We start from the raw sequence: 23,398 nt of genomic DNA, 5'->3' as shown, positions 1-23,398 counted from the left end.
ATGTGATAATGATTTCATAAATGGCAAAAAATAAAAATTAGCCATTGTTAAAAAAGCAAATTGTTTAATTGGGAGGAATAGCAAAATGATCAAACGCACCATTATGTCGATTGCTGCAATTTCGGCCGCGTCGATGATGACGTTTAGCGTCTCGGCCGCCGAAGTTGACGGCCCGGAAGTCAACTGGAATCTATCTGTCTGGGGCAAAGAGCGTGCCTTTACTTCGGGCATAGAAGCAATCCGCGACTATGTTGCGGAAAAAACAGATGGAAAATTCAATATCAAGATCCATTACGGCGAAGCGCTGTCCAAGTCGAGAGAAAATCTTGATGGTATCAAGCTTGGCGCCTTTCAGATGGCGGCGCTCTGCACGGCTTACCATCCGGCAAAAAACCCGACGCTATCCGGTCTTGATCTGCCATTTCTGCCGTTCCCGAATCTGAGGGTTCAAACTGCTGTTCATGAAGCATATTATCAGAATCCTGCTGTGGCTGAAGACATGGCCCGATGGGACGCAATGCTGCTTATGAGCTCACTTCTGCCGCAGTATGAGTTTACAGGTGTCGGTGATCCGCCACTTACGCTGGAAGACTGGGACGGCATGCGAGTTCGTGCGCTTGGCGGTATCGGCGAAGCAATGAAGAAAATTGGTGCTGTTCCGACAACCGTGCCTGCACCGGAGGTGTATACGTCCCTCGAACGCGGTACAATTGAAGCGGCGTCCTTTCCCTTCACATATGCGCATGTTGCCTATCGCCTGACAGACATCGGCAAATGGCACACGGCAAATATGTCCCCGGGAGCAAATCACTGCCCGATCGTCGTCAATATTCCGGCATACGAGCAGCTTACACCTGAGTATCAGCAGCTCCTGAACGACGCCAAAGGTCCAGCTTACGAAGCCCTGTATGCGGCATATGAAGCTGCTGACAAGAAGAACTTCCCGCTCATGAAAGAAAAAGGTATTCAGGCGATTACCTATTCCGACGAAGAGCTGGATAAATTCCGTGCAGTTGGCGCAAAGCCGGTATGGGATGAATGGATCGCGAAGATGGAAAGCGAAGGTCATCCCGGTACTGAGTTGTTTGAGTTGATTATGACAACGTCAAAGCAAGCGACCAATTAGGCAGCCTAGATCGAGGGTCTGGTTCACCAGACCCTCTTTCTCTTAAAGTAAAAAATCATGACAACTAAAAATCTCCCGCAGGGTTCGGGATCCCGGTCGGCCTTCGCGTCATTTAATCGCGGTTTTTCCAAACTCGAAGATTTTCTGAACGGTATTTCCGCTCTGGCAATATTTTCCGTGATGATTCTTGGCGTTACCCAGGTTCTTAGCCGAAAATTGCTTAATTGGCCGATACTCGGATATATCGATTTTATCGAGCAGAGCATGGTCATATTTGCGTTCTTTGGTATCGCCTATTGCCAGCGACTTGGCGGTCATGTCCGAATGGACCTTTTCATGGCCAAATTCAGTGCGCGTCCGCTGTATTTCTTTGAAGCAATGGCAACGCTGATCGGCCTGGTCGTCGTCACGATATTAATTGATACAAGTTGGCTCCATTTTCTGCGAGCGTATCAACTTGGAGATTCAACGATCGATATCGGGCTTCCAATCTGGCCCGCCAAATTAGTCATTCCCTTGGCATTCGGTGTCCTTTGGGTTCGCTTTGCCATACAGCTTGTAGGCTTCATACGGCTATTCATAAATCCAGATGCGGAAATTATCGGGGTTCCCGTTATTGAAGATGTCACCGCAATTGCACGCCACGAAATTGAGGATGCACTCGGCGAAGAGGCGGCGAAACAAGCCAAATTTGACGAAACATATAATAAAAAGGGGAAAAAATAATGGAAGTGGATCCTCTTTTAGCAGGTGTCCTCGGCATGGGCGGCCTGGTTATCATGGTCTTCCTGGGTGTGCGCGTTTATATCGCCGCAACATTGGTTGGCATGATCGGCATTGTTTCGATTATCGGTTGGGATGCGGGAACCGGTATCGTTGGGACAATTCCTCATTCGAAATCAACGCTCTATTCCTTGAGCGTGCTGCCCATGTTCATCCTGATTGGCTATCTCGCCTTTCATGCGGGCATTACAACAGCTGCATTTGATGCTGCAAAGAAATGGGTCGGCTGGGTTCCGGGAGGCCTTGCCGTTGCGACCGTCTTCTCCGCTGCCGGTTTTGCCGCAGTATCAGGCGCCAGCACTGCGACAGCCGCCGTATTCAGCCGTGTCGCTATTCCGGAAATGCTGAGCAATGGCTATGATAGAAGGCTTGCGGCCGGTGTTGTCGCAGCGGGCGGGACGCTCGCATCCTTGATCCCGCCCAGCGCAATCCTTGTGATTTATGCGATTATTGTGGAAGAATCAGTGGGCGCACTGCTGCTCGCGGGTTTCATCCCCGGTATCGTTTCCGCTCTGATTTATGCCTTGATCATAATGGGGCGGGCAACCGTCAATCCCAAGCTTGGTCCGCCCGTTCGCGGCTTCACCTTTGGTGACAGGATGAGATCTCTACCCGGCACGTTTCCGATAATTGCCGTTATAGCAATCATCTTCAGTGCCATTTACGGCGGCTGGGCCACCCCCACCGAAGCAGGGGCGCTCGGTGCGTTTGTCGTGCTTATTTTTGCCTTCTTCCATGGCATGCGGACAAAAGAGCTGAAAGACGCCCTCTTTGAGACGGCCAAACTGACCGTGATGATCTTTTCGATCATCTGGGGCGTTTTGGTGTTTGTTCGGTTCCTCGGGTTCTCGGGCCTTCCGGAAGCGTTTGCCGAATGGATATTGGGTCTGCCACTGCCGCCAACGGCTATCATTATTCTGATCTTGTGTGGTTATGCCATCCTCGGGATGTTCATGGATGCCATCGGAATGCTGCTACTAACGCTACCCGTAGTCTTCCCGGCCGTTATCGGACTCGGATATGACCCCATCTGGTTTGGCATTATAGTTGTGAAAATGGTTGAGATATGCCTGATTACACCGCCAATAGGGCTCAACTGCTATGTGGTCAACGGTGTGCGGCCTGATATTCCGCTGTCTGACGTGTTCCGTGGGATTGGCCCCTTCTTTGTCGCCGATGTATTGACGGTCGCCCTATTCATCGCCTTTCCTTGGCTGATAACTTGGTTGCCACAAACAATGCTGAATTGACATTGACTCAATAGCCCGATCTCCTGCTAATAGAAAAAAATAAAAAGGAGTAGGTAAATGGATTTCACGCTCACGGAAGAGCAGCATGCTATCGTTGAGAACGTCGCTGCACTTTGCGCCCGTTTCGATGATAATTACTGGCGGGAAAAAGATCGAACGGGTGACTTCCCGTTCGATTTTCATGCTGCCATGGCAAAGGATGGCTGGCTGGGAATTACCATGCCGGAAGAATATGGCGGCGCTGGACTTGGTGTCGTTGAAGCCGCCTTAATGATGCATACCGTTGCAAATTCATCTGGCGGCATGTCGGCTGCATCGGCAATCCACATCAATATCTTCGGCCCTCACCCGATCGTTGTCTTCGGAAGTGACGAACAGAAAAATCGCTGGCTGCCTCCGCTCATCAAGGGAGAGGTTAAATCCTGCTTCGGGGTGACCGAGCCCAATGCTGGACTGAATACAACGGCGCTTCAGACACGGGCAGAAAAAACCTCCGATGGATATCTCGTGAATGGTCGAAAAATCTGGACTACGACAGGTCAGGAAGCCGACAAGATCATGCTGCTTGCCCGGACCACACCGAAGGAAAAATGCAAGAAGGCCACCGATGGTCTTTCGTTATTCTACACGGACATGAACCGTGAGTTTATGGATGTGCGGGTGATCGACAAAATGGGCCGTAAGGCCGTTGATTCAAATGAGGTTTTTATCGACAATCTTCCTGTCCCCGAAGAAGACCTGATTGGCGAGGAAGGCAAAGGCTTTCATTATCTATTGCACAGCCTCAACCCCGAACGTGTTCTCGTCGGCATCGAAGCAATTGGTATTGGCATGAATGCCCTTGAACGCGCCTCGAAATATGCCCGCGAACGGGAAGTTTTTGGACGGCCAATTGGGAAAAACCAAGCCATACAACATCCACTTGCCGAAAACTGGATGGAACTGGAAGCCGCCTATCTAATGGCGATGAAAGCTGCGTCAAACTATGATGCCGGGCTTGAAGCAGGTGTTTATGCAAATGCCACCAAGTATTTGGGCGCCGAGGCGGGTTTTAAAGCCTGCACACAGGCTGTCATGACTCATGGCGGCATGGGATATGCCAAGGAATTTACGGTTGAGCGCTTGATGAGAGAAGTAATGATCTGCCGCATTGCTCCCGTAAGCCCGCAATTGGTGCTCTGTTACATCGCTGAAAAAGCGCTGGGTATGCCCAAATCCTATTAATTCCGGCCTACTAAGCTGAAGGTAATAACAATGACCACTGCCAAAGACGGGCCGCTGACCGGCCTGCGTGTTGTCGATTTAACATCGGTACTCCTGGGCCCTTATGCGGCGCAAATCCTCGGAGATATGGGAGCCGATGTCATCAAGGTCGAAGGACCGGAAGGAGACACCACCCGTGATCTTGGTCCGCGCCGTTCTCCAGGCATGGCCGCGATCTATCTTAACGCCAACCGCAATAAGCGAGCGCTATGCATGGATCTGAAGTCGGCGGAAGGGCATGCCGCATTCCTGAAGCTTGTGAAAACGGCGGATATCTTCCTTCATAATATGCGCCCCTCCGCGATTAAGCGGCTTGCCCTCACGTATGAGGATCTCCGCAAGGTAAACCCAAATCTTATCTATTGCGGCGCTTACGGATTTAACCAGGACGGTCCCTATGCCGATAAACCCGCTTACGACGATATGATACAGGGAGTGAGCGGGCTGGCTGCCAGTCAATCACAGCTGATGGGCCGACCCGGCTATATGCCGACAGTCATTGCCGACAAGGCAACTGCTTTAACTTCTGTTTATGCCATAACCATGGCTCTCTATCATCGGGAGCGGACAGGAGAAGGCCAGGAAGTAAAGATTCCCATGTTCGAAACCATGGTGCAATTTCACATGCTGGAACATCTATATGGCGGTAATTTTGAACCGCCGATGGGTCCTGTCGGCTATCCTCGCGCGCTGTCGCCAAACCGTCATCCCTATAAAACCAAAGACGGCATGATCGGCGTGCTACCCTATGTTGATAAACAATGGCGCGCTTTCTTCGAGATGGCAGGCCGTCCTGAGCTGATGGACGACCCGAGGTTTTGCAATATCGCAGCGCGTCTTGATAATATCGATGCCGCATATCAGGTTTTAGGGGATATCATCGAAACCCGAACCTCCGCAGAATGGTTGCGCGACCTGGATGCGGCCAGCATTCCGGCTGTGCCAATCAATACGCCTCAGGATCTTCTTGAAGACGAGCATCTGAAAGCGATCGGATTTTGGCAAACCATGGAACATCCGAGCGAGGGAACGCTCAACTATCCTGGTATTCCGACAGAATTTTCAGCTTCTCCCGGTCGCGTGAGACGTCATGCGCCCCAGCTAGGCGAACATAATCGCGAAATCTTGCTGGAAATTGGCATGACGGACAACGAAATTGACAAGATGATCTCCGACGGTATTCTCGTTTCCCAAAATAAATAAGCTGCCCATAGTAGCAAAATAAAGAACAAGAAGCAGGCCATGCACATACGTGAATTTGCGAAAACGACACCGGATAAACCTGTCATCATCATGGCGGGCAGCGGTGAAACCACAACCTACAAACAGCTTGACGATCGCTCCAACAAAGCGGCCCAATATTTACGGGCACAAGGCCTCAAGATCGGCGATCACATCGCTTTGCTCATGGAAAATAATCCCCGTTTTTATGAGGTCTGCTGGGCCGCGCAGCGCGCAGGCCTGTATTATACGGCCATCAGTTCCCGCCTGTCTGCGGAGGAGGCAGCCTATATCATCAATGACTGCGGTGCGCGCATTTTCATTACCTCTAATTATAAATCAGAGCTGGCGACACAGCTTTTGGACCGCATACCGAATGTGGAACAAAAGTTGATGATTGACGGGACAATAGCGGGGTATCAATCCTATGAAAGCAGTGTAAGCGAGTTCCCTGCAGAGCCGCTCCCAGATGAATGTGAAGGCGCAGATATGCTCTATTCATCGGGCACCACGGGGCGGCCGAAGGGCGTCAAGCCCGCCGAGGTCGGCAATCCCATTGGGACCGAAGATAACTTGTTCAACATGTTAAAAAGCCAGTATAAAGTTACACAGAATTCGATCTACCTTTCACCAGCGCCGCTGTATCATGCGGCACCGCTTCGCTATAACATGCGCATTCAACGGCACGGTGCAACCTCCGTTATCATGGAGAATTTCGACGCGGAGAATTATCTGAGCCTGCTGGAAAAGTATAAAGCGACTCATTCACAGTTAGTTCCAACGATGTTCGTCCGGATGCTGAAGTTACCGGAAGAAGTTCGGCAAAAGTATGATCTCAGCGCCCTGAAAGTCGCAATCCATGCGGCCGCCCCGTGCCCGGAAAAGATCAAGCGCCAGATGATGGAATGGTGGGGCCCTATTTTACATGAATATTATGGCGGAACCGAAGGAAACGGATATTGCGCCGTCACGCCGGAGGAATGGTTTGATCATCCCGGAACCGTTGGACGGGCTTTGGTTGGCAACCTCCATATCGTTGACGATGCCGGGAGCGAACTGCCCGTCAGGGAAATAGGCAATATTTATTTTTCGGATGGACGTGACTTTTCCTACCATAATGACCCCGAACGCACCGCACAGAGCTATAATGACAAAGGCTGGAGCACGCTGGGTGATGTCGGTTATGTTGATGAGGATGGCTTTCTCTATCTCACAGACCGGCAAAGCTACATGATCATTTCCGGCGGCGTGAATATCTATCCGCAGGAGATAGAGGATTTACTGCTGACCCATCCAAAAGTCTACGACGCCGCGGTGTTCGGGGTTCCCAACGAAGAGTTCGGCGAAGAGGTCAAGGCCGTCATCCAGCCTATTGATATGAAAATCGCAGGAGACGAGCTCGCCGACGAACTCATCGAGTTTTGCCGCGATAACATCAGCCATGTCAAATGTCCAAGGTCAGTTGACTTTGAATCAGAGCTTCCCCGCCATCCGACGGGGAAACTCTATAAACGCTTGTTGAAGGACCGTTACTGGGGCGATAAGGCATCCCGCATCGTCTGACGTTAAGACGCTAGGCGTAGCTCCTTCAATCCGTGCATATTATCGAGGGTCATGCGGCATGCATTCGCAGCCTCCTGCCCCTTGATGACAAAATGCTCGCGGAAAAATTTCATATGCGCATCTGTTTCCTGGAAATGGTGGGGTGTCAAAACGACGGACAATATCGGAATCCCGCAATCGAGTTGAACCTGCATCATTGCATCAAGAACGGTTTTTGCGACGAAATCATGGCGATAAATCCCGCCGTCGACAATCAATCCTGTTGCCATGATCAGGTCGTATCGCCCGGACTCAGAGAGCTTTTTCGCCATTAGTGGTATTTCGAGACTTCCCGGAACATTATGAATGTCAAATCCATCCGCATCGTATCCATGGCTCACCAGATCCTCGATAAAGGATTTGCTGGCCTCATGCACGATATCCGCATGCCAGTTCGCCTGAATAACGGCAATACGGTTAGAAATGTTGCGAATGTCCGGGGTTTGATTGTCAGTAGACGTGTTTTTGATTTTCATTTTTTGGGCCTTGCTTTAACAAGTTGACAACAACCCAAGGCAAATAGGACTAAGAAACGGGCTGGCACCTGCCAAGCCGTCCCCATTCTTCCTGTTCTCTTCCATCCGGACTATGACCGTCGGCTTCGGAATTACACCGAATCTGCTGTCCCCGCCGAAGCGGGCGCTCGCGGGCTTGAACAAGAACCTGTTCTTTACCGCCGGTAGGGACTTCCACCCTGCCCTGAGAACATTCCTTCAATGAGTGAAGGAATATCACGTCCTAATTTAAAGATGTTTTCTTCGTTTGCAAGTCTAACCGCATTCATATTAGTTTGATGCGCGCCCTGTAAGGTCTATTAGAGAGTATCCATTGAACGAGAAAGCATTTTTAGAGCTTCTAAAAGACGCTATTCGATATAACCAGTTGGAACGGTATTTCATCGCCAAATCCTGCGATATTCAAGCAGTTCAAAGCCATTATGACCTGAAACCTGATCTGGATGCAATCCGGGAGGATCAAGCAGATAGCGGCGGGTTAAAGCTATCCCATGCTCAGCGGCGAATGCTGATGATCCTTGTCGCGCTATGGGAAGGGAATATCGCAGACGATCTGTTTGGTGAAGGACTGGGAAGCCTTTCCCGTGTTATCCAGTCCATGGACCGGAATAACCGCGAACTCCTAGGTGAATTGATTGTCACATATCCTGGATGGGGCCAAAGTTGAAAACACCAACAAGTGATTTGGCAAGTAGTTGAATTTCCTGCCCTCCCGACAAATATTCATTTTATGGTAAACAGTTGTGAAGTAGCTTATCTGCATGATGAACTGGAATAAACTTCTCTCGACCAAACGGTATGGACAGGATCACAATGATCCGGTTCTGGCCTCCCGCAGCCCGTTTCATAAAGACCAGGACCGAATTGTCTTTTCGTCGGCTTTTCGGCGGCTGCAGGACAAGACGCAGGTTCACACCCTCGCGGAGAGCGATTACGTCCGTACGCGCCTGACCCATTCCATGGAGGTTGCGTCCGTCGGACGCTCACTCGGAGCCAATGCCGGTCAGGTGATTATAGACCGTCACTTGAAGGGAAGCGATTACAGCCCCGCCGACTTTGGCCATATCGTATCCGCCGCCTGTCTTGCCCATGATATTGGCAACCCTCCCTTTGGTCACTTTGGTGAGGAAATCATCCGTTACTGGTTCAAAAATGGCACAAACGCCGCGGGCCGGATTGACGGTCTGGATCATGCACAGATCTGCGATTTCGAAATGTTCGAAGGCAATGCGCAAGGCTTCCGTGTTTTAACCAAATTGCAGAACTGGCGCAATTCCGGCGGATTAAGGCTGACTTACGCGACCCTTGGAACCTTCATGAAATATCCGAGAACTTCCATTGTAGACGAACTCGCGCCGGGGGATAGCGGCGGCAAGAAATTTGGTGTCATGCAGTCTGAACGCGATGCCTTTCGCGATATTGCGAGCGAGCTGGGGCTCATACAGCGGGGAACCAATGACTATTGGTGCCGGCACCCCCTCGCCTATCTTGTCGAGGCTGCCGACGACATTTGCTACAGCGTCGTCGATATTGAGGATGGGTATAAACTTGGTCGGCTCAATTATGCAGAAACGGAAGAACTGATGATACGTATCCTGGGCAGCCCCCCCAAACGCTACGCCGAGGTCGACGATCCGACAGAAAGAATTTCATATCTCAGAGCAAAATGTATTGGCCGATTGATCGGTGAAGTTTCCGATATCTTTAAAGATTGTGAAGGCGAAATTCTCGCAGGAAACTTTAAGGGAGATCTATTGCATCATTCACGCAGGGCAAAAATATTCGATGAGATTTACGCCCTATGCCAACGCGAGATTTACCGGCATCCGGAGCGAATTCAGGCGGAGTTGAGTGGCGCTGAAATCTTGAACACCATTCTTGACGCCTTTTATGAAGCCAACCTCGACTGGGAAAACTATGAGACCGACGGCACATCGATGAATCCGCGTTCCAGTGTCCTCATGACGCTCTTCCCAGAGGGCGGAGAACAAAAGCTTAGCCGGTATGATTGGCTTCTCGGCATCACGGATTTCGTATCCGGTATGACTGATTCATTCGCGGTGCGTCAGTTTCGTGAAATTAGAGGCATCGGATAACCCGTTCCTCATCAAACGCAGGTAACTACCTGTTAACCTGAATATCATAAAATCACATTTTTAGTTTCAGGCAATGAAAACGATGCTGGCTGATTCTTCTATTTATGGCGATCGTATCGCCGCGATGTTTGCAAAAATGCCAACGCCGAAACGGGTCAATGCGGCCCGTACGGCCGCGATAGAGTTTGCTGCGGAAAAGCTTGCGGGCGAAGATCTGGAGCTGACGTCGGCTCTAATAGATTATTTTGTCAACGACATAGATCAGGCTGTACGCCAGACGATTGCCGAAGCAGTGAAATCCTGCGAGTTTCTGTCCCATGAATCTGCGATGAAATTGGCTCTGGACGCGGAGGAAATCTCACTTCCTGTGGCAACATACTCCCCCGTTCTGACAGATGATGATTTATGGGAAATTCTACAATCGGCGAGCAACAACAAGCAAACAGCCATCGCCGGACGTCCGCATCTCGGCATCAAATCGACTGGCTGGATTGCTCAGGACGGATGTTACTCCGCCATCAAGGTCTGTCTCAAAAATGAAACGGCAATTATCGGTGAGGCGGGTTATGACAATATCCTCGGCCGGTTTGGCGACATCGATCCGATACAGAGACTGTTGGTCCACCGCCCCTTCTTGCCGGCTGGATTTGTTACCCGGATGTTCGATATAATTTCTATGGAATATAAACAGATTCTCATGGATCGAAATCCGGTTTCTGAATCTACTTCCGTCCGCAAAATCATGAATGCACGGGAGAAGGCTCTAGCCAAAACGCTGGAAAGGCGAATGACGGATCACGAGCAAAAAAAGAAATGTATCGCGCTCGATCGGGAAGGCCGCCTGACAGCGACGTTGATGCTCCGCATGCTGATCGCCGGAAACAATTCCTTTTTTGCCGCCGCCCTTGGTCATGCCTCCGGCATCTCGAAAAAGAGGGTTGTTTCACTGACGTCAGGCCGTGGATACCTTGGTTTCCAGCGACTCTATGATCGTGCAGAACTACCACCATATCTTTACACCGCTCTCCGAACCACCATGGAAGAACACCGTAAGGCCACCCATTATCACCCACGCGCCGATCTTGATAATTTCCGCCAACGCCTGATCGGCCGAATTGCAGAGACATATGGCTGGGATCATGAGATGTCTTTGGAAGAATTGATGGAAAAACTGCTTCCCAAGCGCCTCCATTGACCCTTAAACTCCAGGCAATCGAAATAATAAGAATGGGATTGCCTTGTGACGAAAACAATCGACTACTATTTAACGCTCGTTTCCCCTTGGGCCTTTCTCGGACATGATCGTTTTGTCAAGATAGCGCAGGAGAATAGTGCCAAGGTAAACGTTATACCCGTCAATTATGGAAAGATTTTCGCTGCGACGGGCGGATTACCACTTGGAAAGCGCAGCCCGCAACGGCAGGCATATCGCTTGATGGAACTTGCTAGATGGCGGGAAGAAACGGGCGTTCCCATCAATACTCATCCAAAGTTTTTTCCGGCTTCCGACCAGATCGCGGCTCATATGGTAACCTCGGTTGCGCAGGCAGGGGGCGACGCTATGAAACTGACCGGCCTGTTCCAGCGCCTGGTCTGGATTGAAGACGGAAATATCGCCGATGAGGCCACTGCCGTCGATGTCGCCGACCGTGCCGGTTTTGACGGCAAGAAGCTTCTAGAGGAAAGCCAAACACCGGAGATAGCGGCACTTTATGAAAGCCATACGGCTCAAGCAATTGAACGCGGCGTGTTTGGCGCCCCGACCTATATTATTGATGATGAGTTGTTCTGGGGACAAGACAGGCTTTATTTCGTTGAAAAGGCCCTCAAGAAATAACCAATAAGGAGACAGGGAATGACGTTGGATCCACAGGCAAAATGGGTGCTCGATATCGCAGAAGAAAAGGGATTGCCCTCCCTCGATGAACTCACGCCGGAAGAAGCCAAGACAGCGTATGAGGAACGAGCGCTCACTCTCACATACAAAAACGTGGATATCGGGAAAACTATTGATCTCGATATTCCCGGACCGCTTGGCGAAGTGCCAATCCGAATTTATCATCCGGTTGGTATGACGGAGTCACTTCCAGTTCTCGTCTATTATCATGGCGGTGGCTGGGTTGTCGGCAGCCGGAATACTCATGATGGCCTGTGTCGGCTCATTGCAAATTCCGGTCCGTTTATCGTTGTCTCTGTCGACTATCGCATGGGTCCGGAACATCCGTTCCCGGCCGCCGTCGTTGACTCTGTCGCCGCGCTTAACTGGACGGCAGACCATATCGGCGAATATAACGGCGACGCCGATAAAATAGCCGTTGGCGGGGACAGTGCAGGCGGTAACCTTTCGGCCGTGGTATCACTGATTGCTCGGGATGAAAAATCCTACTTACCCAAGTTCCAATGGCTTATTTATCCGGCTACGCAGATGGAAATGTCTCATCCGTCCCACGAAAAATACGCGGAAGGATATTTCCTGACCCGCCCCTTAATGGAATACTTTCAGGGCCACTATCTGAAGAATAAGGAGGATAAGCAAGATTGGCGGGCCTCTCCTTTGCTGGCGCCCAGCCTTTCAGGGCTGCCGCCTGCCCTTATCCAGACCGCAGGTTTTGATCCACTGCAGGATGAGGCAATCGCCTATGCCAACCGCATGAATGATGAAGGGAGTCAGGCCACCCATACGCATTATGAAGGAATGGTACATGGATTCATTAACCTTGGCGGCGCCATTGACAAAGCAACGGACTGCGTGAATGAAGGCGTTGCGGCTCTGCGCGAGGCATTTTCGAAGTAATTGCTCTAACAGAGAAAGAGGCCCGAAAGCCCCTTTTCCAATTCATTATTCTGAGGCTTATCGCCATCCGACACGGTCGAATATCTTGACGGCTTCCGCCTGAGCATCCGCCACCTTGTCGAGTCCGATTTCATCCGCCTTAAATTCACCCCAACTCGCAACAGTTTCATCTAACTCAACTCCGGGCTTGACCGGGAATTCATAGTTTGAGGAAGCATAGAATTCCTGAGCCTTGGTATCGGAAAGATACTCGATCAGTTTGATCGCCGCTTCCTTGTTCTTCGCAGATTTGGTAACGCCGGCACCTGAGATATTCACATGTGCACCGCGCCCGTCCTGATTTGGCCAGAACAAAGCAACTTTGTCTGCCGCCGCCAGTTGCTCCGGGTCGTCGGAGTTCATCATGCCGCCAAAATAATATGTGTTTGCAATGGCAATATCACATTCTCCGGCGGCAACAGCCTTGATCTGATCGCGATCACCTCCTTGTGGTTTACGCGCGAGGTTGTCCTTGATTCCTTGCGCCCATTTTTCTGCAGCTTCCGCACCATCATGCGCGACGATCGAGGCCAGCAGGGACTGGTTATAGGCGTTGCTCGAAGAGCGCACGCAGATACGCCCCTTCCATTTCGGATCCGCAAGATCTTCGTAGGTTGACAGCTCTGATGGCTTAACCCGCTCTTTCGAATAAAAAATTATCCTGCTACGCGCCGACAGACCGTACCACTCTCCTTCCGGGTCACGGAAATGCGCAGGAATATTCTCTTCCAGCGTTTCAGATTGGATTGCCTGAAGAACGCCAGCTTCCTTATGAGCGGCGATACGGCTTATATCAACCGTCAAGACCGCGTCGGCCGGGCTGTTTGCCCCTTCCGACTTCAACCGTTCCAGCATACCGGACTTTGCAAAAACGACATTTACCTTGGTTCCGGTATCTTTCTCGAAATCGTCAAGTATGGGGCGGATAAGGCTTTCCTGGCGTGAGGAGTATAAATTAACCTCATCAGATAGCGCGGGAGTAGCTGTGGCGATTGTCGCGAATGCCGCAACTGCCAGCGGCACAGAAGAAAATGATAGGCGCATAGTCGATCCTTAGTTAGTAATGCAAACGATTCTCAGCTTTCAGGGGAGTTTTAAACTGAAAATCTTGCGTATGCAAGTCATTATCATTTTCATTTCATTGAAGAACGCAGACATATACAAAATGGCAGCACCCGACTGGCCGCTGCCGCCAACTTGACTTGCTTTCGAACAACAATCTTATGGAGCTATTGTTCGGCTAGATGTCTTTAGGCGACTTCCTTCAATACTTCCCGAATCGTGTCGAAAATCTGGTCAATATGGTTCTTCTCAACGATCAAGGGTGGAGAAAGGGCGATAATATCGCCAGTCGTCCGGATCATCAGGCCTTTCTCGTAACATTTGAGAAAGGCGTCGAACGCCCGGGCCGTTGGCTTGCCGGGGATAGGTTCAAGTTCAATCGCCCCGATAAGGCCCAGATTTCTCAAGTCAATGACATGAGGCTCGCCATTCAATGAATGCAAGGCGTTTTCCCAATAAGGGGCAATCTCATTTGCCCGCTCGAACAACGCATCTTCCTTATAGCAATCCAGTGTCGCAAGGGCCGCGGCCGCGGCGACCGGATGACCGGAATAAGTATAACCATGGAATAGCTCAATCATATTCTCCGGCCCATCCATGAAGGCGTCATAAATCCCCTTCGAACATACTACTCCGCCCATCGGGATGGTCCCGCTCGTCAGTCCTTTGGCCAGAGTCACAAGGTCGGGCTTGACGCCAAAGAAGTCCGTCGCAAAGGCACTTCCAAGACGCCCGAAACCGGTAATGACCTCGTCAAAAATCAGCAAAATTCCATATTTGTCACAAATCGCCCGGAGCCGTTCCAGATAGCCTTTTGGCGGCAGGATAACACCGGTCGACCCTGCAACAGGCTCAACGATGACAGCAGCAATTGTAGAGGCATCGTGAAGTGCGACGATGCGCTCAAGCTCATCCGCGAGTTCCGCCCCATGTTCCGGCACGCCCCGGCTGAACGCATTTTTCTCAGGAAGATGTGTATGCGGTAAATGGTCAACCCCCGTCAGCATAGTGCCGAACGTACGCCGGTTGGCAACGATGCCCCCGACTGAGATGCCACCAAATCCGGTGCCATGATATCCCCTCTCCCGCCCGATGAGGCGAGTGCGGGCGCTATCGCCCCGGGCCCGGTGATAGGCCAGCGCGATTTTAAGGGCCGTGTCCACAGACTCGGAGCCGGAGTTCGTAAAGAACATATGGTCCAGGCCGCTTGGAAACATGCCCGTAACCCGGGCTGCCAATTCAAATATCTTTGGATGGCCCATCTGGAACGCCGGCGCATAATCCATTTCCCCGATTTGCTGGCTGACGGCGTTCACGATACGCAGATCTCCATGCCCGGCGTTACAACACCAAAGCCCCGCCGTACCATCCAGAATCTGCTTACCTTCTGCGTTCTGGTAAAACATTCCTTTCGCACTGACGAGCATACGCGGGTTTGACTTGAACTGCCGGTTCGCCGTGAAAGGCATCCAAAAGGCATCAAGATTATTCGGGCTTGAGGCGGCTGTATCGGGCATATTTAAATCTCCGGAATTTGCATTTATATCACCTTATGTAGATCATTTATTTGCACAAGCGAAAATGAAAGCCTTTGTTTTCTGCCGATTTTCGATTAATATCGTGATGTTGGTGTTTAAAAAATTAAACATTCTTTCGAATCGACCAAAAGGACTCACGCATGGACTTTGATCTTGGTGCCAGACTCCGGGGCTTAAGAGAGCAACACGGATTGTCACAACGTGAGCTTGCCAAACGGGCCGGTGTCACGAATGGAACTATTTCGATGATAGAACAAAACCGGACAAGCCCGGCAGTGGGTTCCCTGAAAAAAGTACTCGATGGTTTTCCAATTGGCCTATCCGACTTTTTCGCCAATGATTTCACCTCGCGGCATAAAATATTCTATGACAGCAAGGAATTGACGCAGATCTCCGAAGGTAAAATTTCCTATCGACAGGTCGGTCGTGACCTGTCGGGCAAAGCATTACAGGTTTTGCATGAAGTCTATAAGCCGGGGGCAGATACGGGTCGCAACATGCTCTCTCATCAGGGGGAAGAAGCCGGCGTTGTGGTGAAGGGAAAGCTGGAAGTTACAGTCGGTGCGGACAGAAAGGTCCTGGGTGCTGGTGATGCCTATTATTTCGAAAGCCATCGGCCACACCGGTTCCGTGCCATCGGGGACGAAGAAACGATGGTTGTCACCGCCTGCACCCCGCCAAGTTTTTGAGTCAGATCGGCGTATCTACGCCTATGGCCTCATTGATACTCTCAAAGCCATCCTCACGCAGCAATTGTGCAAGGCCGAGCGCAATCTTTGCCGCGACATAAGGGCCATGATAAATCATCGCGGAATAAAGCTGGATGAGCGAGGCACCTGCCCTAATTCTCTCATACGCATCAGCCGCCGTTTCTATGCCCCCGACTCCGACGATCAATATTTTGCCCTCCGTCGCCTGATACATTTCCTTTAAAACGCCAAGGGAAATCTTTCTAAGCGGGCGTCCACTCAATCCGCCATTTTCCGCTTTCTGGGTATCGATGAGAGAAGCTGGCCGTGTAATTGTCGTGTTACTGATGATAAGGCCTTCAATTTCCATCGCCAGAACGGACGCGGCAATATCCGCGTTATCATCGTCCGTCAGGTCCGGTGCGATTTTCAACAGAATGGGAAAATGCTTCACGCCATCTTCTGTGAGGGCGTTTCGTGCCTCACAAAGACGGCCAAGTAAATCATCCAGCACTGCTTTTCCCTGCAAAGCCCGAAGGCCCGGTGTATTCGGCGACGAGATATTGACGGTAATATAGCTGGCAAGCGGAGCAAGCCTATTCATCCCGCGAACATAATCATCTATCCGATCTGGACTATCCTTGTTTGCCCCAAGATTAGCGCCAACAATCGCCTTTTCCGCAAATGCCGTAATATTGCGCTCGGCTTCTTCCAGTCCCCTGTTATTGAACCCCAGACGATTGATAATGGCGGCATCCTTTGCGAGCCTGAATATGCGCGGTCGTGGATTACCCGGTTGAGCCCTCGGAGTGATGCTGCCCGCTTCGACAAATCCAAAGCCAAGGCCCGAAATCGCAGGAATTACTTCCGCATTCTTGTCATAACCCGCCGCCAGACCAATGGGGTTAGGAAAGCGAATTCCGAAATGCTCGGAAGCGAGAATCGGATCAAATTCATTGCTGATACGTGGCAACAGTCCATTCTTCAAAGCCCGGATAGAGAGGTTATGCGCTTTTTCTGCCTCGAGACAGAAAAGTAATGGCCTTGCTAAGGAATAAAGAGGCAGCATTTCTCTATTTCAGTTCCGGGAAAATATGGAGGTTGTCGGGTCCTAGCGGTAAGCTCACCGCGCGCTCTACAAGCAGCGGATCCAGCGGTCCGTATAGATGTGGAAACAATACACCACCGCGCGCCGGTTCCCATTTCAGCTTGCCCCCAAGAGCTTCCGCCTCAACGGACAGGAGGAGCAAATTTTCGACGCCTGCTCTGTGTTTTGCCGCACTTTCAACAACAGTTTCAGCCGTCGAAAAATGGATAAATCCATCTTCCTTGTCATTCGCAGTGCCGTAATAAGCTCCGGCTTCTTGGGCCGACTGCCACTCATCCGCGACAGCCATATGGTAAATTATCGTCATTGGTCATGTCTCTTTATCGATATGCCGCATATCTACAGGATGCCCTGTTCTTTGGACAGAAAAAATCAACTTAATTTGACTCCAAACAATTGACCAGCGCTTGCCTGCGCCAATATTTATCTGATAGAGATTTTAGATGAAAATTTGAGAAAGGATGATCCGGCTATGGCAGGTGTCTATTTTTACGACGGCAACTGGTATGATGAATGCCCGCATGTTATGGGACCTATGGATCATTCCTTCTGGATGGCTTCCACAGTTTTTGACGGCGCCCGTTCTTTTCGGGGAATGGCACCAGACCTCGATAAACATTGCGCGCGGCTGGCGCGTTCTGCCCGGGCGCTCGGTTACAATCCGACATTGGAGACAGGTGAAGTTTTCGAGCTGTGCAAGCAGGCAGTCAAAAAACTTCCCAAGGAATCCGAGCTGTATATCAGGCCCATGTATTTCGCACGCGGCGGCTTCATCGACCCAGAACCGGATAGCGCAGAGTTTATTCTGGCCGTCTATGACAGCCCGATGCCCGAAGCAACCGGCTTTTCCGCTCATTTCGCCAAAGAAAGACGCCCTGCCCGGGATATGGCGCCGACGGATGCGAAAGCCTCCTGTCTCTATCCTAACTCCGGTCGGGCAATTGCCGCAGCGCGCAAAGCAGGATTCGACAACGCTATACTTATGGATGCGAACGACAACGTTGCGGAATTCGCAACGTCCAACATCTGGACGGTTAAAGACGGTGTTGCCTTCACACCCGCCGCAACAGGATGCTTTCTTGCGGGGATCACGCGGGAACGGGTAAAAATACTGGCAGATGCCGCCGGGATTGAGGTTTGTGAAACCGCCATGACGAAAGAAGACATCATGACCGCCGACGAAATTTTCAATAGCGGGAATTTCGGCAAGGTCATGCCTGTCACCCGACTTGAAGACCGGGAACTGCAGCCGGGACCGACGGCCATCAAGCTTCGCGAGATGTATATGGAGTTTTCCCGAGAGAACCAGTTATTCTAGAAATTCAGGCGGCGGGCTGCTCCGCCGCCAGATTCTCCCCCGCGAGCACCCGCGCGATAAGCTGGATTGTTTCCTCAATTCCGTAAAGCGCGATAAAGGAGCCCATTCGGGGACCTTGCGACTGCCCTAGCAAGGTTTCATACAGTGCCTTGAACCAGTCCCTCAGGTTTTCAAAGTCATTTTCGTTCCCAACCTGGAATACCCGGTTCTGAATTTCCGTCGCATCCGCATCTTTCGGGAGTTCTTTCAGCAATATTACCAGCTGTTCCAGCGCCCGACGTTCCTTGTCCGTCGGCATTCGATACTGCTTCGAGGGTTTCACGAAGTCATGATAATAGGAAATCGCATAGCCAACGAGCTTGTCGAGTTCCGGGTTTGCCTCCGGTGTCGCGCCCTGCGCATAACGCGTAATAAAGCCCCAAAGCACGGACGGCTCATGCGCATTAACCACGGCCGCAAGGTTGAGAAGGATACCAAAAGTGATCGGCAGCCCCTCGCTTGGCGGCCTCCCGCCATGAATATGCCAAACCGGATTGGCATAACGCTGCTTGTCGTCCTGTTCCGGGAATTTACCGAGGAAGGTAAAATACTCATCCACTGCTTTCGGGATTACATCGAAATGGAGCCGCTTTGCCTTCTTCGGATTTTGGTACATGTAAAGCGAAAGGCTCTCGGGTGATGCATATTTCAGCCACTCCTCGATCGTGATACCATTTCCCTTGGATTTCGAGATTTTCTTTCCCTCCTGATCGAGAAAAAGCTCGTAGTTAAAGCCTTCAGGGGGTTGTTTCCCCATAATGCGGACGATCTTGCTGGAAAGCGTAACGCTGTCGATCAGGTCCTTGCCAGCCATTTCATAATCCACTTCCAGCGCATGCCAGCGCATCGCCCAGTCCACCTTCCATTGCAGCTTGCAGTGTCCGCCCGTGACAGGAACGGTGACTTCTTCAGCAGTCCCCGGATCCCGATAGGTCACAGTCCCCTTTTCCTCGTCCCGCGCGATAATCGGTACCTGCAACACGGCACCGGTGCGCGGACAAATGGGAAGGAAAGGAGAATAGGTCGCCTTCCGTTCCGGCCCGAGTGTCGGCAGGATCACGTTGATAATGGCTTCATAATTCTTGAGCACGAGCAGAAGGCTCTCGTCAAACAGGCCAGACTTATAGCATTCTGTTGAAGAGAGAAACTGATAGTCAAAACCGAACTGATCAAGGAACGCCTGAAGACGAGCATTATTATGCTCTCCAAAACTGTTGTGGGTTCCGAACGGGTCAGGGACTTGCGTCAGAGGCTTGTTCAGATTGTCCTGCAATAACTCCTGATTGGGCACATTGTCAGGGACCTTGCGAAGACCGTCCATATCGTCGGAAAAGGCAATTAGGTGAGTCGGGATATCGCTCAGCACCTCAAAGGCACGACGGACCATTGTCGTGCGGGCAACCTCCCCGAAAGTGCCGATGTGCGGAAGGCCTGACGGCCCGTAGCCAGTCTCGAACAGGACATAGCCTTTTTCCGGCGCAGCTTTCGCATAGCGGTCAACAAGCTTTTTTGCCTCGACAAATGCCCAGGAGTTGCTCGATAGTGCAATTTCTGCGTCAGGCGACATTTTAACCCTCATTGGAAGAATGGTTCGTTAGAAAGCGCGGAATGTAAGCGCACAAGGGGTTTGCGTCAACGACCGCAAAGCGAATTTCAGGCGGCTGAAGGGAAAAATGAGCGAAAATCCGGACAATAATGAGATAATCAGAGAAATTCGCCTACCGGATGTCCCTGCGCTCGTCCTTGGGGGAGATGGTGGGTACTTCCTCACGACCGACGGCGAAATTACAAAATCAAGCCCTCAGGAAACCGCCGTTCAGGTCCAAAAACAACCGCCTTTACTCGTTCACAGGCTGAACATTGCCCGTCGCCTTGGCATAAATCCCTTCCCCGCTTTTGACCTGCTGGAACTATATGCCTTCGCCTATCCGGCCCGGCAATGCCTGCCAACCGTAAGAGGTCTTGCCCATGCCCTGGGACTTGCGGTCATAACGGATCCGGAAGAACAGACCCTGCTCCTGTTCGACGCCACATCTTCCATTTTAAATTATTTAACCAGTTTAAATATAGAAAAAAGAAAATCTGCCGTTGCGATTGCCATGACAATGGGACAGGCCGGATGGAACTGGGCGCCTTCCGTCCTTGCCGCACTTGGCGTCCCGGAAGAACGTGATCGTTTTGGCGGGCTAGACGTCTGGCGCACGCTGGCTGAATGGCCGGATTTCGCGCCGGAAGCACCCGCTGATGATATTGCGATCAGTGAGCTTGAAGCCCGGGACCGCCTGAAGGAAATGCTTGGAACCAACTCGGAAGCACGGCCACAGCAGGCGGATTTCAGCGCCCTTACCTCCCATGCCTTTCTTCCCCGTGCCCAGGTCGACGCGCCGAATATTGTTCTGGCAGAAGCCGGAACGGGGACAGGAAAAACCCTTGGCTATATCGCCCCCGCCAGTGTCTGGGCGGAAAAAAACGGAGCCACGGTCTGGATATCCACTTTCACCAAGAACCTGCAACGGCAAATTGATGACGAGTTGAACCGGCTTTATCCCGATCCGGCTGAAAAAGCGGAGAAGGCTGTCATTCGCAAGGGGCGCGAGAATTACCTGTGCCTGTTAAATTTTGAGGAAGCGCTGCAGGGCGGTGTGGCCGCAAAGCAGGATCAGATTGTCCTTGGCCTGGTCGCCAGATGGATTGAGGCAACCCGAGACGGGGATATGGTTGGCGGCGATTTTCCAAGTTGGCTGCTGGAACTGGAGGGTCGGTCCCGCATTACCCGCCTTGCCGACCGCCGCGGAGAATGTATTTTCTCTGCCTGCCCACATTACCGTAAATGCTTTATTGAGAAATCAGGCCGAAAAGCGAGAAAGGCCGACATCGTGATCGCCAATCACGCCCTCGTCATGATCAATGGCGCCACGCGCCCGGATGATCCCTATTTGCCGAAACGCTATGTTTTCGACGAAGGACATCATTTGTTTGATGCGGCTGACAGCGCATTTGCCGCCCATCTAACGGGGCTGGAGACCGCCGAACTCAGACGATGGATCGCAGGAAGCGATATCGGCCGTAAAAGTCGGATGCGAGGTCTGGAAAACCGAATATCGGATTTGCTTGGCGATGATGAAGCGGGACTTGATGCCCTTCAAAAGGCTATCCGTGCCGCGCGCAAGCTCCCCGGTGATGGCTGGCTTGCCAGAGTCCGGGAGCAAACGCCAAGCGGTCCGATGGAAGAATTCCTGACCCACATTCGTGGACAGGTGTTCGCACGTTGTGGTCAACCGGACAGCGCCTATTCCGTCGAATGCACAGTAGGAGAGATTTCGACTGAGCTCGAGGATGCCGCCTCGAAGCTTGAAAAAGCGCTCTCGGCGCTTGCCACGCCGATGACGAAGCTTGCCAAGCTACTAATATCCAAACTCGATGAAGAGGCGGAAGAGCTTGATACAGCCACCCGACAGCGTATCGAAGCCGCCGTGCAGGGTATTTCGCGGCGCGCAGCTCTTTCGATTACACCCTGGCGCGCCATGCTGAAAAATATCACCGCTCAAACACCCGATGGGTTCGTGGACTGGTTTGCGATTGAGCGCGTTACCGGACGAGAACTGGATCTAGGTTATTACCGCAGCTATATCGATCCTACCGGTCCGTTCGCGGAGGCTATATTGAAGCCGGCTCATGGTGCCGTCATCACCTCGGCGACACTGCGCGACAGCTTTGAGGAAGAAGAAAGCTGGCAGGCAGCCGATATGCGAACCGGCGCGCACCATCTGGTGCTACCCCCCAAGCGCGCACATCTCGCCTCCCCTTTTGATTTTGCCCGGCAGACACGGGTGATTGTCGTCACGGATGTGCGGCGTGATCATATGAAAGAGGTGTCCGCCGCATATCGAGAGTTGTTCCTGGCAAGCGGCGGCGGCGCTCTGGGGCTGTTTACAGCCATATGGCGCCTGCGCGCTGTGCATGAGAATATCAGAAAGCCTCTCGCAGCAGCGGGATATGACCTCTATGCGCAGCATCAGGACGCGCTGGATACCTCCACCCTGGTTGATATATTCCGCGAGGAAGAAAACTCGATACTGTTGGGCACTGATGCCGTACGGGATGGTGTGGATGTTCCGGGCCGCGCCCTCCGCCTGCTTGTTTTTGATCGCATCCCCTGGCCTCGACCGGATATCAAACATAAAGCCCGGAAAAAAGCATTTGGCGGCAGTAAGTACGACGACAAGCTGACCCGATTGAAGCTCAAGCAGGCTTATGGCCGGTTGCTCAGGCGGGAAGATGACTTCGGTGTTTTCGTCATGCTGGACAGCATGATGCCATCGCGTCTCGCGTCCACCTTTCCGCCAGAAGTCGAAATTCACCGTCTCGGCCTGAAAGATGCTATTTCTCTGACACGCAACTTCATTGCTGAAAAAGAACAAGCATTAAGAAAAATATCATTGGATAATCGGGATTGAACCTCATATCCTGAAAGTAACAGTTTAAATCAAGATCGGAGATACTGTAAGTATGACGACCCTCAACCTGCATACCGCCCTAATTTCGACCATGGTTATTGTATCTGCGGCAGACCGCGAAATGACGGACCGGGAGCTGTTTACCATTGGCGAGATTGTCCGTACCTTGCCCGTATTCGCCGATTATGAAGAAGAGCACCTTCCGGATGATGCTGCAACTTGCGTTGACATGCTGAATGGTGAGCAAAAGCTGGATGAAATCATTCGGAAAATCCGGGCCGTCCTGCCGAAAAAGATATATGATACGGCCTACGCATTGGCATGTGATGTTGCTGTTTCTGACGGTCAACTCAGCCAGGAAGAGCTTCGGATGCTCGAAATGCTGCGCCATGGCCTGGATGTTGATCGCCTGACTGCCGCCGCGATCGAGCGTGGCTCTGCCGTTCGATACGCACGCCCCTAACCCAACAAATATTTGCCAAAAACCAAACAACCTAT

The 23,398-nt window shown here is 51.6% G+C and carries 22 protein-coding genes and 1 riboswitch; of the genes, 15 read left to right on the top strand and 7 right to left on the bottom strand.

Annotated elements, in window-relative coordinates:
- Nucleotides 1–85: 85 nt before the first annotated feature.
- Nucleotides 86–1,126: a TRAP transporter substrate-binding protein DctP gene (dctP, locus tag AACZ19_RS16095; protein ID WP_339635510.1), complete on the top strand. Its 1,041-nt coding sequence runs from the start codon at nucleotides 86–88 to the stop codon at nucleotides 1,124–1,126.
- Nucleotides 1,127–1,234: 108 nt separating this feature from the next.
- Here dctP and AACZ19_RS16090 read toward each other — a convergent pair whose 3' ends face one another.
- A complete protein-coding gene (locus AACZ19_RS16090) occupies nucleotides 1,235–1,444 on the bottom strand; it encodes a hypothetical protein (RefSeq protein ID WP_339635578.1) in 210 nt (69 codons plus the stop codon).
- On the opposite strand from AACZ19_RS16090, the gene AACZ19_RS16085 reads away from it, so the two are divergent.
- From AACZ19_RS16085 to AACZ19_RS16065, 5 genes are read left to right on the top strand one after another with little or no spacing between them, the layout of a single operon-like run.
- The gene (locus AACZ19_RS16085; protein WP_339635577.1) at nucleotides 1,343–1,852 is read left to right on the top strand and encodes a TRAP transporter small permease; all 510 of its coding nucleotides are present in this window, start codon (nucleotides 1,343–1,345) and stop codon (nucleotides 1,850–1,852) included. The genes AACZ19_RS16090 and AACZ19_RS16085 overlap by 102 nt on opposite strands.
- Nucleotides 1,852–3,159, top strand: coding sequence for a TRAP transporter large permease (locus AACZ19_RS16080; RefSeq protein WP_339635509.1), 1,308 nt, complete (start codon nucleotides 1,852–1,854; stop codon nucleotides 3,157–3,159). Before AACZ19_RS16085 ends, AACZ19_RS16080 begins: the two co-directional genes overlap by 1 nt.
- A gap of 57 nt (nucleotides 3,160–3,216) precedes the next feature.
- Nucleotides 3,217–4,383: an acyl-CoA dehydrogenase family protein gene (locus AACZ19_RS16075; RefSeq protein WP_339635507.1), complete on the top strand. Its 1,167-nt coding sequence runs from the start codon at nucleotides 3,217–3,219 to the stop codon at nucleotides 4,381–4,383.
- Nucleotides 4,384–4,413: 30 nt separating this feature from the next.
- Entirely contained in the window at nucleotides 4,414–5,625 is a 1,212-nt protein-coding gene (locus AACZ19_RS16070) for a CoA transferase (protein WP_339635505.1), read from the top strand.
- A 39-nt stretch (nucleotides 5,626–5,664) separates the two neighbouring features.
- A complete protein-coding gene (locus AACZ19_RS16065; protein WP_339635504.1) occupies nucleotides 5,665–7,206 on the top strand; it encodes an AMP-binding protein in 1,542 nt (513 codons plus the stop codon).
- A 2-nt stretch (nucleotides 7,207–7,208) separates the two neighbouring features.
- Here AACZ19_RS16065 and AACZ19_RS16060 read toward each other — a convergent pair whose 3' ends face one another.
- Entirely contained in the window at nucleotides 7,209–7,721 is a 513-nt protein-coding gene (locus AACZ19_RS16060; protein ID WP_339635503.1) for a 6,7-dimethyl-8-ribityllumazine synthase, read from the bottom strand.
- Between the two features lie 89 nt (nucleotides 7,722–7,810).
- A riboswitch (FMN riboswitch) is annotated at nucleotides 7,811–7,956 on the bottom strand.
- Nucleotides 7,957–8,073: 117 nt separating this feature from the next.
- Here AACZ19_RS16060 and AACZ19_RS16055 point away from each other — a divergent pair.
- The 5 genes from AACZ19_RS16055 (at nucleotide 8,074) to AACZ19_RS16035 (ending at nucleotide 12,650) form a co-directional block, all read left to right on the top strand.
- Nucleotides 8,074–8,427, top strand: coding sequence for a hypothetical protein (locus tag AACZ19_RS16055; protein WP_339635502.1), 354 nt, complete (start codon nucleotides 8,074–8,076; stop codon nucleotides 8,425–8,427).
- 94 nt (nucleotides 8,428–8,521) lie between these two features.
- The gene (locus AACZ19_RS16050) at nucleotides 8,522–9,856 is read left to right on the top strand and encodes a deoxyguanosinetriphosphate triphosphohydrolase (protein ID WP_339635501.1); all 1,335 of its coding nucleotides are present in this window, start codon (nucleotides 8,522–8,524) and stop codon (nucleotides 9,854–9,856) included.
- A gap of 82 nt (nucleotides 9,857–9,938) precedes the next feature.
- Nucleotides 9,939–11,051, top strand: a complete 1,113-nt coding sequence (locus tag AACZ19_RS16045; RefSeq protein WP_339635500.1) for a DUF2336 domain-containing protein — start codon at nucleotides 9,939–9,941, stop codon at nucleotides 11,049–11,051.
- Nucleotides 11,052–11,096: 45 nt separating this feature from the next.
- Nucleotides 11,097–11,693: a 2-hydroxychromene-2-carboxylate isomerase gene (locus AACZ19_RS16040; protein ID WP_339635499.1), complete on the top strand. Its 597-nt coding sequence runs from the start codon at nucleotides 11,097–11,099 to the stop codon at nucleotides 11,691–11,693.
- Between the two features lie 18 nt (nucleotides 11,694–11,711).
- Nucleotides 11,712–12,650, top strand: coding sequence for an alpha/beta hydrolase (locus tag AACZ19_RS16035; RefSeq protein ID WP_339635498.1), 939 nt, complete (start codon nucleotides 11,712–11,714; stop codon nucleotides 12,648–12,650).
- A 57-nt stretch (nucleotides 12,651–12,707) separates the two neighbouring features.
- Here AACZ19_RS16035 and AACZ19_RS16030 read toward each other — a convergent pair whose 3' ends face one another.
- Both AACZ19_RS16030 and AACZ19_RS16025 read right to left on the bottom strand, forming a co-directional pair.
- Nucleotides 12,708–13,733 (bottom strand): Fe(3+) ABC transporter substrate-binding protein, encoded by a 1,026-nt coding sequence (locus tag AACZ19_RS16030; RefSeq protein ID WP_339635497.1) that lies wholly within the window; start codon nucleotides 13,731–13,733, stop codon nucleotides 12,708–12,710.
- 206 nt (nucleotides 13,734–13,939) lie between these two features.
- Nucleotides 13,940–15,268: an aspartate aminotransferase family protein gene (locus AACZ19_RS16025; RefSeq protein WP_339635496.1), complete on the bottom strand. Its 1,329-nt coding sequence runs from the start codon at nucleotides 15,266–15,268 to the stop codon at nucleotides 13,940–13,942.
- 161 nt (nucleotides 15,269–15,429) lie between these two features.
- Here AACZ19_RS16025 and AACZ19_RS16020 point away from each other — a divergent pair, with 161 nt between their 5' ends.
- Nucleotides 15,430–15,978: a cupin domain-containing protein gene (locus AACZ19_RS16020; protein WP_339635495.1), complete on the top strand. Its 549-nt coding sequence runs from the start codon at nucleotides 15,430–15,432 to the stop codon at nucleotides 15,976–15,978.
- A 1-nt stretch (nucleotide 15,979) separates the two neighbouring features.
- Here the strand turns inward: AACZ19_RS16020 and AACZ19_RS16015 are convergent, their stop codons facing one another.
- Both AACZ19_RS16015 and AACZ19_RS16010 read right to left on the bottom strand, forming a co-directional pair.
- Nucleotides 15,980–17,047, bottom strand: a complete 1,068-nt coding sequence (locus tag AACZ19_RS16015; protein WP_339635494.1) for a quinone-dependent dihydroorotate dehydrogenase — start codon at nucleotides 17,045–17,047, stop codon at nucleotides 15,980–15,982.
- 4 nt (nucleotides 17,048–17,051) lie between these two features.
- Nucleotides 17,052–17,393 (bottom strand): DUF952 domain-containing protein, encoded by a 342-nt coding sequence (locus AACZ19_RS16010; RefSeq protein WP_339635493.1) that lies wholly within the window; start codon nucleotides 17,391–17,393, stop codon nucleotides 17,052–17,054.
- A gap of 165 nt (nucleotides 17,394–17,558) precedes the next feature.
- Here AACZ19_RS16010 and AACZ19_RS16005 point away from each other — a divergent pair, with 165 nt between their 5' ends.
- Nucleotides 17,559–18,404 (top strand): branched-chain amino acid aminotransferase, encoded by an 846-nt coding sequence (locus AACZ19_RS16005; RefSeq protein ID WP_339635491.1) that lies wholly within the window; start codon nucleotides 17,559–17,561, stop codon nucleotides 18,402–18,404.
- A gap of 4 nt (nucleotides 18,405–18,408) precedes the next feature.
- On the opposite strand, the gene AACZ19_RS16000 is transcribed toward AACZ19_RS16005, so the two are convergent.
- On the bottom strand, nucleotides 18,409–20,010 hold the full coding sequence (locus AACZ19_RS16000) for a lysine--tRNA ligase (RefSeq protein WP_339635490.1): 1,602 nt from the start codon (nucleotides 20,008–20,010) through the stop codon (nucleotides 18,409–18,411).
- A 106-nt stretch (nucleotides 20,011–20,116) separates the two neighbouring features.
- Here AACZ19_RS16000 and AACZ19_RS15995 point away from each other — a divergent pair, with 106 nt between their 5' ends.
- Together AACZ19_RS15995 and AACZ19_RS15990 are read left to right on the top strand one after the other, a co-directional pair.
- On the top strand, nucleotides 20,117–22,900 hold the full coding sequence (locus tag AACZ19_RS15995) for an ATP-dependent DNA helicase (RefSeq protein WP_339635489.1): 2,784 nt from the start codon (nucleotides 20,117–20,119) through the stop codon (nucleotides 22,898–22,900).
- A gap of 52 nt (nucleotides 22,901–22,952) precedes the next feature.
- Nucleotides 22,953–23,363: a tellurite resistance TerB family protein gene (locus AACZ19_RS15990; RefSeq protein WP_339635488.1), complete on the top strand. Its 411-nt coding sequence runs from the start codon at nucleotides 22,953–22,955 to the stop codon at nucleotides 23,361–23,363.
- Nucleotides 23,364–23,398 lie beyond the last annotated feature (35 nt).

The organism is uncultured Sneathiella sp. (genome assembly GCF_963973085.1).
Taxonomy (GTDB): domain Bacteria; phylum Pseudomonadota; class Alphaproteobacteria; order Sneathiellales; family Sneathiellaceae; genus Sneathiella.
The sequence above is the reverse complement of the archived record's forward strand: the minus strand, read 5'-3'. Positions and strand labels throughout refer to the sequence as shown.